Origin of the sequence: Rhizobium sp. PL01 (assembly GCF_033447125.1) — a bacterium.
Taxonomy (GTDB): Bacteria; Pseudomonadota; Alphaproteobacteria; order Rhizobiales; family Rhizobiaceae; genus Pararhizobium.
On record NZ_JAWQUM010000005.1, the window covers coordinates 193,505 to 206,698 of the forward strand.

Sequence of the window (13,194 nt, forward strand, 5' to 3'; positions counted from 1 at the left end):
TCATAATGATTTATCCCGTCTTCCACATTCCGGTCCCTTGTGTCTTCTTCTTCACTGAAAAAAGCACAATCGATGAAATATAGCCTATTGCATAATGTTTTGCCTTGGCATAGGTTTTGGACAACAGAGCCCATTCCGCATCCGGAGACCGTGCATGTCCAATTCCGAAGCCGCCCTTCCACCGCAGAAAAGCTGGACGTTTTCCCGTCCAGAGGAGGACGCGCGGCCAAGCCTCCCCGAAGTCAATGCCAGCATTCCTGTGCCATCCGGCGGCGTCTGGTTCCGCCGCCTGCTCGCTTTCATGGGCCCGGGTTACATGGTTTCGGTTGGTTATATGGACCCCGGCAACTGGGCGACCGATATCGCCGGTGGTTCGCAGTTCGGCTACACGCTGCTGACGGTCATTCTGCTCTCCAATCTGATGGCGATCCTGCTGCAGGCGCTGGCTGCCCGGCTGGGCATCGCCACCGGCCGCGATCTGGCCCAGGCCTGCCGCGATACCTATTCGCGGCCGGTCAACTTCATGCTCTGGCTTGCCTGCGAAGCGGCGATCATTGCCTGCGACCTCGCGGAAGTGATCGGCACGGCGATCGCGCTTCAGCTTCTGTTCGGCATCCCGCTGATTGGCGGCGCGCTGATCACGGCAGCCGATGCTTTCCTGCTGCTGCTCCTGATGAACAAGGGTTTCCGTTATCTCGAGGCCTTCGTCATCGCGCTTTTGATCGTCATCGCCGGTTGCTTCGTTGTGCAGATTGCCGCCGCCGCCCCGCCGATCGCTGCCGTCCTTCATGGCTTCCTGCCATCGACCGAAGTCGTCACCAACCCGGCCATGCTCTACATCGCCATCGGCATCATCGGCGCCACCGTCATGCCGCATAACCTTTATCTGCATTCCTCGATCGTCCAGACCCGCAATTACAAGCGCACCGACGAGGGCAAGCGCGATGCGATCAAGTGGGCGACGACCGACAGCACGATCGCGCTGATGCTGGCTTTGTTCATTAACGCCGCCATCCTGATTATCGCCGCCTCGGTGTTCCACGCCAATGGCCGCACCGACGTTGCCGAGATCGGCCAGGCCTACGAACTGCTGTCGCCGCTGCTGGGCCTCGGGATCGCTTCGACACTGTTTGCCGTGGCGCTGCTGGCCTCCGGCCTCAACTCGACGGTGACGGCGACGTTGGCCGGTCAGATCGTCATGGAAGGCTTTTTGCGGCTGCGCATTCCGCAATGGGCCCGCCGTCTGATCACCCGCAGCATCGCCATCGTCCCGGTGGTTGTCGTCACCTGGATCTACGGCGAAAAGGGCACAGCCGAACTGCTGGTCTTCAGCCAGGTCATCCTGTCGATGCAGCTGCCCTTCGCGGTGATCCCGCTGGTTCGCTTCGTCTCGGACAAGAAGAAGATGGGTACCTTCGTCATCCCGAAATATGTTGCAGCACTCGCCTGGATCGTCGCCTCGATCATCGTCGTGCTCAATCTCAAGCTGCTCTATGACACGTTTATCGGCTGAGGCACGGGCTCTGTCTGGTTCCACCGGCGGATGACAGGCTCCGTCCGGTCGTGCTCATAGCCAAGCACGCTGATGCTGGCCGTATCCAGCACGAAGCGGGCGCCATCCTGCGGCGGCAGGCCGAGCCAGCGGGCGGCGAGGGTTCTGAGGAAATGCGCGCTGGAAAAGATCAGCACCGGGGCATCGACCGCGCGAATATCGCCGATGATCCGGTCCGCCCGCGCACCGGCATCAACAGCCGTTTCGCCGTTCGGGCTACCATCCCTGAACAACTGCCAGCCGGGGTGGCCGGAAAGGATCTCCCTGGTTGTTATGCCTTCGTAGTCACCGTAGTCCCATTCGGCGAGATCGGCCTTCTTGACGGCGCTCGCGCCAAAGCCGGCAAGGGTGCAGGTGTCGAACGCGCGCCGCGAGGGGCTTGACCAGACGGCGGCAAAGGCAAGGCCGGCCAACCGGGCGGCAATCCGCCGCGCCGCATCCTCACCCGCCGGCGTCAGCGGAATGTCGCTGCGCCCGGTATGTTTCCCCGACAGGGACCATTCCGTCTGCCCATGCCGGACCAGATGAATTTCGGGAATTATGCTGCCCATCGCTTGGCCTTTCAATCGCCGATGCTGTCATCAAGGCATTGTCGCACGGTTTCGTCCGCCGTTGACATTTCCGTCTTGCGTGCGGCGCCGTCAACAGCCGTGCGACCACGCAACAGCGTTGTATTCCGGATGATACGGTGGCCGGAGAGGGCCGAAATCCTTGATCGCACGGCCGCTTTACCGTGAACTCGAGCGCAAAAGCCTTCAATTCGCCGGCCATTGCCCCCATATGTCTTCCACGAGGCGCGCGCTTGCGGGCCGGGAGTGAACAACAGGATTGGGTTTCATGTTTAGAGTTGGACGCGTTCTTGCGACCGTTGCGGTCGCTTCGATGGTGATGCTGACGGTGGTCGATCTGGCTGAGGCCCGCCGTGGCGGCAGCAGCTTCGGCAGCCGTGGCACCCGCACATTCTCCCAGCCGCCGGCGACCCGCACGGCGCCTGCGGATGCGACGCCGATCAACCGGACGATGACCCCGCAGAACCAGGCGACCACGCCGGGCGCTGCCCAGCAGAACATGGGCCAGGCGGCCCGTCCCGGCGCGCAGCGTCCGGGCGGCTTCTTCGGCGGCTTCGCGGGCTCGATGCTCGGCGGTCTCGCCCTTGGCGGCCTGATCGGCATGATGATGGGCAACGGCCTTGGCGGCATGGCCGGCATGTTCGGCATGCTGCTGCAGATGGCGCTGCTTGCTGGCGCAGTCATGCTTGCCATGCGCTTCTTCCGCAGCCGCCAGACGGCCGCACCGGCCGGCTATTCGCCGCGTGAAGCCGCTGCCGGCGCCTCGCCAATGCAGGGCTTTGGCACGCAGGGCCAGGGTTCCGGTTCCGGCTTTGGTTCGGGCATGCCGTCCTTCAAGATCCCGTCGATCGGTGGCGGTGCCGCCGCTGCCGCCCGTCCGGCACAGCCGCGCATGGCCGATGGTTCCACGGACGAGATTGGTATTACCGGTGACGATCTCGGCCAGTTCGAGACGATGCTGAAGCAGGTTCAGGCTGCCTATGCTGCCGAAGATTACGGTACGCTGCGCAAGCTGACGACGCCGGAAGCGATGTCGTGGCTGGCTGAAGAGCTGAGCGACAATGCCACCAAGGGCCTGAAGAACGAGGTCAGCGACGTGCATCTGGTACAGGGCGACGTGGCCGAATCCTGGAACGAGGGCGGCGATGACTACGCCACGGTTGCGATGCGCTACGAGAGCATCGACGTCACCCGCGACCGCGCCACCGGCCGCGTCGTCGAGGGCGACCCGGACAACCTGTCGGAAACCGTCGAACTCTGGACGTTCCTGCGCAAGCGCGGCGGCGACTGGCAGGTCTCGGCGATCCAGGGAGCCTAACCGCCGCCCGGCCATCATTTCGAGCTTCGACCGCCGGCGGTGCCGGCGGTTTTTATATGTTCTCTGCCTCATCCGGCTCTCCGGCAAGTCTGAGCATTTCCTTCAAGGTGGCGGACTGGCGGTGTGTCCCTTCGCGGATGCAGGGCGGAAAGTACCGCTGATAGTGGCCGGATGCCGCCTGCGCCTCCGACAGAAAGCCCCGGCAGGCCTTTGCCCGGCGGCAGGGCGAGAGGCTGCAGGTCTTCCAATAGCCAAGCGAGCTGGCGCCGATCTGGAATATTTTCTGGCTCTCGCGCTCCTGCTGGCGTTCCGGCAACCGGTGATATTCGCCCCAGGTGAAACCAGGCATATAGGGCTCGGCATCCCGTTCCGCCTCGTAGCGAAGCCGCTCTTCCTCGGTCCAGATCTTCATATCGCCTTTCCTTCGCACACGCTTTTGCGGTCACGCGGCATGTCTGCCCGTGTTGAAATCCGTGGAGAGCCCACACGAGTGCGGAACCTCATATGTGGTTTTAGTCTGTGGCTCCGCACTCGCGTGGCCTTCGGCGTTCGTTCGGGGTGTCCAGCCCCTACAGGTGGTTGCCTCGCCTCGCTGCATGGCTTTATTTGCGCTCATCCTTTCGGGACGGGCTTGCCACTTGCACGGCTGAACCGAACCGGACCTGGCGGCCCGGGGGAGGCTTGATAGGCGGTGCTGCCCAAGGACAGAGCCACCATGGCGTTCACCTCCCTGGCCGTTGCCGCACGTTACGGATCAAACCAGGGCGCCGGCCTCCACCTGCCCGCGACCGTCTCGCGAAACACTCCGGCGGCGGAGACAAGACAGAGTATGGCCGGGTTTTTCAGGCCGGGGATAAACGGGGATGGATTTTTGCCGAAAGTGCAGATGGCAGCGGCATTTGGCTGATGGGGCAGGTGCTATTCGTCCCCGGTCAGCCGGGCAATCGTCTTGTCCACGCGGGCGAGACGGATCTGCGCGGTCGTCGCCTTCAGGAGCGGCAGGATGAGCGCGTATTGGCCGGTCTTGTCGAGCGCTGCAAAGGCGGCAGCCGCCTTCGCATTGCCACTGAGCGCCGCCGCCAGATCCTCCGGCAGACCTGCGTTGCGCTGCGGCTCATAGGCCACCGCCCAGCGCCCGTCAGCCTGTGCCGCCGCCACTTCCGCCAGACCCGCCGCCTGCATCCGCCCGGCCTCGGTCAACGCCGCCACCCGATCGACATTCAACCGCGACCACGGACTTTTGCCCCGCCGCGGCGAATAGCGCTGCAGATAGGACCCTTTGTCAAACCCCTTCCGCTGACTGTCGATCCAGCCGTAGCAGAGCGCGGCATCAAGGGCTTCGCCGATAGTGATCAGCGGCTCGGCGGCATTTTTCTTGGCGATCAGCAGCCAGATACCGGGGGAGGTGGCGTGATGGGCGGCCAGCCAGATGTCCCATTCGGCTGATGTAGCGAAGGCGTGTGGGGCGGTGGGTGCGTCCATGGGTTGGTCCGGTTGGGTTTGGCGGTAAGTGTATCGCGTGTGCGGCGTCTGGCTAGAGGGGGCTTCAGGCATTTGCAGAGGGGCGGCCCCTCGAGGCCGGTTACCTGGCAGGCGCAGCTCCCCCAATCTCCGTCATCCCTGTGCCCGTCACAGGGATCCAGCCGCCGCGCGTCCGCGCGGCGGGAAGACTCTTATTCCGCGAAGGGAGTCTCGCGCGCCGCAGACGCGGCGCACTGGATTCCTGTGACGGGCACAGGAATGACGGAGGAGAGGGAGTTGCCTCGACAGACAGAGCCGAGTGTGAGGCACCTGCGGGAAGCGCTGCTCTGTCTGCTTCGGCTACCGAAGCGCCCACTCACAACCCATGCAGATAATGGGCGATATCCTCCCAGCCAGGGTTCATCGCCTCGATCAGGTTGAGCTTCCACTGGCGTGGCCATTTCTTGATGGTCTTTTCGCGGGTGATCGCCGTCGTCACCAGATCGTATTCCTCGAACCACACCAGCGTCTTGACGCCGTAGCGACTTGTAAAGCCGGGGGTGAGTTCCTTCTGATGCTCGAACAACCGGCCCGGCAGATCACTCGTCACACCGGTATAGAGCGTGCCGTTTCGCTTCGAGGCGAGGATGTAGACATAGCCTTTCATCGCGCAAAAGGTGCGGCATGGGAGGTGATCTGGCAAGTAGGGCGTGTTGTTTTGGTGGGATGTGGCCGCTGGTGGTGCCCTTGAGAGGAAAAGGTCGCTCTAAGGGTTCAGTTTAATCCGCGACCGCCTCCCCAAGCTCCATCATGCCTGTGCCTGTCACAGGCATCCAGCCACCGCGCGTCTACGCGGTGGGAGGGCTTCATGCGTGCGGCGAGTAAAAAGGTCTTCCGCGCCGCAGACGCGGCGCACTGGATACCTGTGACAAGCACAGGAATGACGGAAGAAAGGGGCGGCGAAACAAAGGCAGTACCCCTACATCCTCTCCCCCGGCAACGCGCTTGCCTGCCTCACCCAATCCGCAAGCATCCCTTCATCCAGCACATCCCCCTCATAAATATGAAAATACCGCGTCTCCGCGTTCTTGGAATCGACCGGCGGGACGGGGGTGAGCGACGTGCCGCGGAAGAAGGCGAGTTTGATGTATTTGGCAAAGCAATGGAGGCCGAGGAACCAGGTCTGGTCTTCCAGCCCGTAGAGCGGCGAGTTCCATTTGACGGCCTTGCGGACGCCGGGGACGGTGCGGGTGATCAGGGCGTCGAGGCGGTGACCAACGTCGCTTTTCCAGCCGGGCATGGCGGCGATATAGGCTTGCACGGGGGCGTCGCCATCGCCCTTGGCGATCTGGGGATTGCCGCCTGACAGGAGGACCGGATTTGCGGATGCGGTGCCGGTTTCGGCGGGCGGCGCCGTGGGCTGTTTCTTCGCCGCAGGCTTGGCGCGTCCGGATTGTCCGGCCGGCGTTTTGCCCTGTTGGGCCGGGGCGGTTTTCTTGACGGTCTTTTGCGGTTTTCCGGGCGTATCGCTGGTCATTGGTCTCCTCCTTTGATGGAGGAAAGATAGGCAACGAGGCCGGATGACGCCAGATGCCGGGGGCGGAGCGGCCACCGGTGTTTACCGTAAGAGCCGGAGGAAAGGTCAGACAGGCCCCGGAGGGCCTGTCTGGTGAGTTTGGGTTTGCCGGTGTCAGGCGGCCTTGGCGGCTGCCGCGTAGGGGTCGAAGCGGCCGTAGAAGGTCTCGCCCTTTGCGGCCATCTCCTTGAGGAGCGGCGTCGGCTGGAAGTGATCGCCATAGGAGGCGGCCAGCTTTTCGCAGAGAGCCACGAAGGTCTTGACGCCCATGCCGTCGATATAGCTCAGCGTGCCGCCGGTATAAGGGGCGAAGCCGAAGCCGAGGATGGAGCCGACATCGGCTTCGCGCGGATCGGTGACGATGCCTTCCTCGATGGTGCGGGCGGCTTCCAGCGCGATGGTGACGAGGAAGCGCTGCTTGATCGTCTCGACGTCGAAGCTTTCGGCCGGCTTCTGCGGGAAGAGATCCTTGAGGCCGGGCCAAAGCGACTTCTTGGCCGGTTTGGCCGGATAGTCGTAAAAGCCCTTGCCGTTCTTGCGGCCGCGGCGGTCGAGATCGTCGACCAGCGTGTTGATCAGCGTCATGTGTTTCGGATCGACGGAGCCTTCGCCGAGATCGGCGATCGAGGCCTTGAGGATCTTCTGGCTGAGGTCGATCGCCACTTCGTCGTTGAGCGACAGCGGGCCAACCGGCATGCCGGCCATCTTGGCGGCATTTTCGATCATTGGCGCCGGAACGCCTTCGATCAGCATGTCATAGGCTTCGTGAATATAACGGAAGACGCAGCGGTTGACGTAGAAGCCGCGGGTGTCGTTGACGACGATCGGGGTCTTCTTGATCGCCGCGACGAAATCGAGGGCTACGGCCAGCGCCGTGTCGCCGGTTTCCTTGCCGAGGATGACTTCCGTCAGCATCATCTTCTCGACCGGCGAGAAGAAGTGGATGCCGATGAACTGGGCCGGGCGCTTGGAATTCTTGGCAAGGCCGGTGATCGGCAGGGTCGAGGTGTTGGAGGCGAAGATGGCGTCTTCGGCCAGTACCGCCTCGACCTTTTCGATCACGTCCTTCTTGACCTGGCGGTCTTCGAACACGGCCTCGACGACGAGCTTGACGTCCTTGAGGTCATTGTAATCGGCCGATGGGGTGATCAGCGCGAGCAGGGCTTCGCCCTGTTCAGGCGTTAGCCGTCCCTTACCGATGGAGTCCTTCACCAGGCCCTCCGAATGGGTCTTGCCCTTGGTGGCGGCTTCGATGTCGCGGTCGATCAGGGTGACGGCGATGCCGGCAGCGGCCGAGACATAGGCGATCGAGGCCCCCATGAAACCGGCGCCGACGACGCCGATCTTCTTCAAATCGGCCTTCGGAATACCGGCCGGACGGCGGGCGCCCTTGCCGAGTTCCTGCATCGAGATGAACAGCGAGCGGATCATCGAGAAGGCCTCGGTGGTCTGCAGGATTTCGGTGAAGTAGCGCTGCTCGATCTTCAGGCCGGTATCGAAGGGAACCTGCAGGCCTTCATAGACGCATTTGAGGATGGCAAGACCGCCCGGATAATTGCCGGAGGTTTCGCGGCGGAGAATGGCGGATGCGGCAGGCCAGAGCTGGGCCGCAGCTGGTGTCCAGATGCCGCCGCCCGGAGCCTTGTAGCCTTTTTCGTCCCAGGGCTGGACGGGCTTGAGGCCGTTCTTGATCATCGCCTTGGCGGCATTGATCAGTTCGGCCGGTTCGGCGATCTCGTGGATCAGGCCCATGGCCTTGGCGCGCTGCGGGGTGAGCGAGGAGCCGGTCGTCATCATCTGCAGGGCGTCCTGCGCGTTGGTGAGGCGCGGAACGCGCTGCGTGCCGCCGGCGCCCGGGAAGATGCCGACCTTGACCTCGGGCAGCGCCAGCTTCACCGACTTGGAATTGGCAGCGACTCGGCCGTGGCAGGCGAGCGACATTTCAAACGCGCCGCCCATGCAGGTGCCGTTGATGGCAGACACCCACGGCTTGCCGGAGGTTTCGAGCTTGCGAAACAGGCCGGTCATCTGGCCGGTGAGGTCGAACAGCTTTTGGGCGGCATTGTCGGGATCGAGCTTCTTCTGCTCGGCCTGGAACGTGAACATGCCCTTGATCATCGACAGATCGGCGCCGCCGGAGAAGGTTGACTTGCCCGAGGTGAAGACAACGCCCTTGATGGCTGCGTCGGCAACGGTCTGGTCGACGATGGCGTCGAGTTCCTTCATCACCTCGACGGTGAAGACGTTCATCGACTTGTCGGGCATGTTCCAGGTAACCAGCGCAATGCCGTCGGCGTCGGTTTCGATGGTGAAATTGGTGTAGGTTGTCATGGCTTTCCCCCTCAGTAGAGAATGGGTTCGATGTGCAGCGAGACGGTCGCTCCGCCGCTGTAACGCTGTTTGGTCGTATTGATGGCAATCAGCCGTCCGTCGCGCTCGACGCGCACACTGAAACCGGCATCGACAGCCTTGTCGAGATCCGGCTTTGACACTTTAAGCACGAAGGGCACGCGCGCCTCGCTGCCGTCGCTGGATACCGAGGTTTCGGCAATCAGCTTGGCGGCGACATCCATGACGCCCTGCTCCTCCAGCCGGACCTTTATGGTTCCGGCCGGAACCGGGCCATTGGCGACAGTGGTGATATCGCCGGTCAGGATCAGATCGCTGGCGCCTTCGTCCTCGGAGACGCAGCCGGCGATGGCCAGCAGTCCGAGGCCAATCAGCCCAAGTGCGGTGCGACGGGTGGCCTCAGCCATCGTCAGACCCTCTCGATGATCGTTGCTGTGCCCATGCCGGCGCCGATGCAAAGCGTCACAAGCGCGGTCTGCAGGCCACGGCGCTCCAATTCGTCGAGCACGGTTCCGAGGATCATCGCACCGGTGGCGCCGAGCGGATGGCCCATGGCGATGGCGCCGCCGTTGACGTTGATCTTGTCATGCGGGATGTCGAAGGCTTGCATGTAGCGCAGCACGACGGCGGCAAACGCCTCGTTGAGCTCGAACAGGTCGATATCGGCAATCGTCATGCCTGCGCGCTTCAACAACTTCTCGGTGACATCGACCGGACCGGTGAGCATCAGCGCCGGATCGGAGCCGATATTGGCGAAATGTTTGATACGGGCACGGGGTTTCAGGCCCATTGCCTCGCCGCCGGCCTTGGAGCCGACCAGCACGGCGGCCGAACCATCGACGATGCCGGACGAATTGCCGGCATGGTGGACGTAGTTGATACGCTCGATTTCCGGATGCGCCTGGATACCGACAGCGTCGAAGCCGCCCATCTCGCCGGGCATCTGGAAGGAGGGGTTGAGCGAGGCAAGGCTCTGCATTGTCGTCGTCGGACGCATGTGCTCGTCCTTGGCGAGGATGACGATGCCGTTCTGGTCCTTGACCGGGATGACCGACTTGTCGAAATAGCCATTGTCCCAGGAATGACCGGCGCGCTTCTGGCTTTCGACGGCATAGGCATCGACGTCATCGCGGGAAAACCCGTATTTGGTGGCGATCAGGTCGGCCGAGACGCCCTGCGGCATGAAATAGCCGGGGAAGTTGACGGACGGATCCATGTACCAGGCACCGCCCGACATGCCCATGCCGACGCGCGACATGCTCTCGACGCCACCGGCAATGACGATGTCATCGGCACCGGCGGCGATCTTGCCGGCGGCGAAATTGACGGCGTCGAGACCCGAGGCGCAGAAGCGCGAGATCTGCATGCCTGGTGCCTTGTTGGAATACCCGGCCTCGAAGGCGGCGGCCTTCGGGATGACGGCACCGGCTTCGAATACCGGATCGACGCAGCCCATGATGATGTCGTCGACGGTGGATGTGTCGAGCCCGTTGCGGTCGCGCAGCGCCTGCAGAACCTTGGCAGCGAGCCGCGGCGTCGGCACTTCGTGGAGCGCGCCATCTTTCTTGCCCCGGCCGCGCGGCGTGCGCACGTGGTCGTAAATGAAGACGTCGGTCATTGTTGTTTCTCCCTATGGGGCGCGCTTGTCAGCGCCCTTCCATTCGTCAAGTCTATTCAAACAGTGCCGAAACCCGGGCCAGAACCTCATCTGTTATGAAGTCTGGTACGGTTTCCGAGAATTTCGCATTGCGCGCCTTCAGATCAATGGCGCGAAGCTGGTTGCAAAGGACAACGCCGCTGGCTTTGGTACCGGCTCCCGATAGAGACACCGCGAACCCCTGCATGCGGACGAATTCACCGCCGCTGGTAATCGGTGCCACGACCGGTGTGCCAAGCTGGTTGAATGCGCGTGGTGTCAACACCAGCACGTACCGTGCTTTGGCCTGCTCGCGTCCCTTGGTCGGTTCCAGATCGACATGCCAGATATCGCCGCGCTCCATCAGATGATTTCCCGGCCGACCGGCTGGATATCCATCCATTCTTGATCTTCTATCGAAAGCGTCGCATCCGGATCACATTGGGCAAGCAATTCCTCCAATGTGTACTTAGGCCGCGCCTTGGGAACGGCCACAAGCTTGCCGTCCTCAACGGTCACGTCGAGCTTGGCGTTTGCCGAAAGTCCCAAAGTGTCCAGCAAAGGTTTCGGGATGGCCATCATCACCGAGCCGCCTACATTGCGTAAAGTCGATACAGCCATTTTCGTCTCCATGCGAAAGTTATACCAACATATAACTTTCGCTGGGGTTGAGCAATGATCAGAACGCCGCCGCGTCCAGCGCCATCGTCGTATCAGCACCCGCTTCGATGCGGGTTTTGCGCAAGGCGGTTTCGGGCATGATGCGTTCCATGAAGAATGTCGCGGTGATGAGCTTGTTCTTCAAATAGGCCTCGCGGTCGCCGGCGCCTTCAGCCAGCTTCTCCTCTGCCGTCTTGGCGATCTTCGCCCACATGTAGCCGAGAACGACGAGGCCGAAGAGGTGCATGTAGTCGGTCGAGCCAGCGCCGGCATTGTCGGGCTTGGCCATGGCATTGCTCATGAACCACATGGTGGCCGCCTGCAGGTCGTTCAAGCCCTTCTTCAGGCCCTTGGTGTAGACGACCAGCTTTTCGTCAGACCGGTTTTCCTCGCAGAAATCGCCGATTTCCTTGAACAGGGCGGCAATGGCCCGGCCGCCGTTCAGCGCCAGCTTGCGGCCGACAAGGTCGAGCGCCTGAATGCCGTTGGCGCCTTCGTAGATCATCGCGATGCGGGCATCGCGGACATACTGGCTCATGCCGTGTTCTTCGATATAGCCGTGGCCACCGAAGACCTGTTGCGCCATGACGGCGTGGTCAAAACCCTTGTCTGTCAACACGCCCTTGAGGATCGGGGTCATCAGGCCGAGGATATCGTCGGCTGCCTGGCGATCGGCGTCGTTGTCGCCGCGATGGGCGATGTCGGATTTCAGTGCCGTCCACAACGTGAAGGCGCGGCCGGCTTCGTTGAAAGCCCGGATGGTCATCAGGGTGCGGCGCACGTCGGGATGGACGATGATCGGGTCGGCCTTCTTGTCCGGCGATTTGACGCCGGAGAGCGAGCGGCCCTGGATACGGTCGCGCGCATAGTTGGCGGCGTTCTGATAGGCGACTTCAGCGACCGACAGTCCCTGCAGGCCGACGCCGAGGCGGGCTTCGTTCATCATCACGAACATGGCGTTGAGGCCCTTGTTCTCCGTGCCGATGAGATAGCCGACAGCATCGTCATAGTTCATGACGCAGGTCGAATTGCCGTGGATGCCCATTTTGTGCTCGATCGCACCGCAGGAAACGGTGTTGCGCGCACCGACGGAGCCGTCTGCCTCGACATGGAATTTCGGCACGATGAACAGCGAAATGCCCTTCACCCCTTCCGGCGCGCCTTCGATACGGGCAATCACCAGATGGATGATGTTGTCGGCCATGTCGTGTTCGCCGGCCGAGATAAAGATCTTCTGGCCGGAAATCTTGTAGGAGCCATCGCCCTGCGGCACGGCCTTGGAACGGAGCAGGCCAAGATCGGTGCCGCAATGGGGCTCCGTCAGGTTCATCGTGCCGGTCCAGTCGCCGGCGACCATCTTCGGCAGATAGGTTGCCTTCTGCGCGTCGGTGCCGTGCACGAGGATGGCGGCGATGGCACCCTGGGTCAGGCCCGGATACATGGTCAGCGCCATATTGGCCGAAGACATATATTCGCCGATTGCGGTGTGGAGCGTATAGGGCAGGCCTTGGCCACCAAACTCTTCGGGAACAGCCAGGCCGAGCCAGCCGCCCTCGCGGTACTGGTCGAAGGCCTGCTTGAAGCCCTTCGGGGTCGTCACCGTCGCATCATCGCTGCGCTTGCAGCCTTCCTGATCGCCCGAAAGATTGACCGGGAATAGCACTTCCTCGGCAAGCTTGGCGGCTTCCCCGACGATCGCCTCGATCATGTCGGGCGTTGCATCGGCAAAACCGGGCAGGTTGTTGTAGCGCTCGATACCGAGAACGTCGTTGAGAATGAAAAGCGTGTCTTCGACCGGAGCCTTGTAGCTGGGCATGTCTCGTGTTCCTCACCTGTAACCGTGTCATGGAGCAGCGTCTCCTGGGTCGCTCCATGTAATTTCCATCATGCTACAAAACTTTGACGTGCGCGTAAACGTCAAAGTTTGCGGGGCGGCAAAATTTGATCGATCGCCGGGTCCGCTGACCCAGGTGTACCGAAACTGTGATGTGGAAGCCTCCCGGCGCCAGCATGCGCGCAAATCGTTAAAAAATTTTCAGTCAGGTTAACGGGTTATTTACCACGTTTCGTGAA

Annotated in this window: 13 protein-coding genes; 2 read left to right on the forward strand and 11 right to left on the reverse strand. The window is 62.2% G+C overall.

What is annotated here, in order from left to right; translation table 11 throughout:
* Positions 1 to 154: 154 nt before the first annotated feature.
* Positions 155 to 1,513, forward strand: coding sequence for an Nramp family divalent metal transporter (locus R6X40_RS14145; protein WP_318414431.1), 1,359 nt, complete (start codon positions 155 to 157; stop codon positions 1,511 to 1,513).
* On the opposite strand, the gene R6X40_RS14150 is transcribed toward R6X40_RS14145, so the two are convergent.
* On the reverse strand, positions 1,492 to 2,103 hold the full coding sequence (locus R6X40_RS14150; RefSeq protein WP_318414432.1) for a histidine phosphatase family protein: 612 nt from the start codon (positions 2,101 to 2,103) through the stop codon (positions 1,492 to 1,494). The genes R6X40_RS14145 and R6X40_RS14150 overlap by 22 nt on opposite strands.
* Before the next feature lie 286 nt (positions 2,104 to 2,389).
* On the opposite strand from R6X40_RS14150, the gene R6X40_RS14155 reads away from it, so the two are divergent.
* Entirely contained in the window at positions 2,390 to 3,439 is a 1,050-nt protein-coding gene (locus R6X40_RS14155) for a Tim44 domain-containing protein (protein WP_318414433.1), read from the forward strand.
* 52 nt (positions 3,440 to 3,491) lie between these two features.
* Here the strand turns inward: R6X40_RS14155 and R6X40_RS14160 are convergent, their stop codons facing one another.
* From R6X40_RS14160 to R6X40_RS14205, 10 genes are all read right to left on the reverse strand, one after another.
* Positions 3,492 to 3,851, reverse strand: a complete 360-nt coding sequence (locus tag R6X40_RS14160) for a hypothetical protein (protein ID WP_318414434.1) — start codon at positions 3,849 to 3,851, stop codon at positions 3,492 to 3,494.
* 506 nt (positions 3,852 to 4,357) lie between these two features.
* Positions 4,358 to 4,921, reverse strand: coding sequence for a YdeI/OmpD-associated family protein (locus tag R6X40_RS14165; protein ID WP_318414435.1), 564 nt, complete (start codon positions 4,919 to 4,921; stop codon positions 4,358 to 4,360).
* Positions 4,922 to 5,276: 355 nt separating this feature from the next.
* Positions 5,277 to 5,567: a GIY-YIG nuclease family protein gene (locus R6X40_RS14170; RefSeq protein ID WP_318414436.1), complete on the reverse strand. Its 291-nt coding sequence runs from the start codon at positions 5,565 to 5,567 to the stop codon at positions 5,277 to 5,279.
* A 312-nt stretch (positions 5,568 to 5,879) separates the two neighbouring features.
* On the reverse strand, positions 5,880 to 6,437 hold the full coding sequence (locus R6X40_RS14175; protein ID WP_318414437.1) for a DUF1801 domain-containing protein: 558 nt from the start codon (positions 6,435 to 6,437) through the stop codon (positions 5,880 to 5,882).
* Between the two features lie 153 nt (positions 6,438 to 6,590).
* The gene (locus tag R6X40_RS14180) at positions 6,591 to 8,807 is read right to left on the reverse strand and encodes a 3-hydroxyacyl-CoA dehydrogenase NAD-binding domain-containing protein (protein WP_318414438.1); all 2,217 of its coding nucleotides are present in this window, start codon (positions 8,805 to 8,807) and stop codon (positions 6,591 to 6,593) included.
* A gap of 11 nt (positions 8,808 to 8,818) precedes the next feature.
* The gene (locus R6X40_RS14185; protein WP_318414439.1) at positions 8,819 to 9,232 is read right to left on the reverse strand and encodes a YbaY family lipoprotein; all 414 of its coding nucleotides are present in this window, start codon (positions 9,230 to 9,232) and stop codon (positions 8,819 to 8,821) included.
* Between the two features lie 2 nt (positions 9,233 to 9,234).
* The gene (locus R6X40_RS14190; RefSeq protein WP_318414440.1) at positions 9,235 to 10,443 is read right to left on the reverse strand and encodes an acetyl-CoA C-acetyltransferase; all 1,209 of its coding nucleotides are present in this window, start codon (positions 10,441 to 10,443) and stop codon (positions 9,235 to 9,237) included.
* 52 nt (positions 10,444 to 10,495) lie between these two features.
* Entirely contained in the window at positions 10,496 to 10,825 is a 330-nt protein-coding gene (locus R6X40_RS14195) for a type II toxin-antitoxin system PemK/MazF family toxin (RefSeq protein WP_318414441.1), read from the reverse strand.
* On the reverse strand, positions 10,825 to 11,082 hold the full coding sequence (locus R6X40_RS14200; protein WP_318414442.1) for an AbrB/MazE/SpoVT family DNA-binding domain-containing protein: 258 nt from the start codon (positions 11,080 to 11,082) through the stop codon (positions 10,825 to 10,827). Before R6X40_RS14200 ends, R6X40_RS14195 begins: the two co-directional genes overlap by 1 nt.
* A gap of 58 nt (positions 11,083 to 11,140) precedes the next feature.
* On the reverse strand, positions 11,141 to 12,937 hold the full coding sequence (locus R6X40_RS14205) for an acyl-CoA dehydrogenase C-terminal domain-containing protein (RefSeq protein ID WP_318414443.1): 1,797 nt from the start codon (positions 12,935 to 12,937) through the stop codon (positions 11,141 to 11,143).
* Positions 12,938 to 13,194 lie beyond the last annotated feature (257 nt).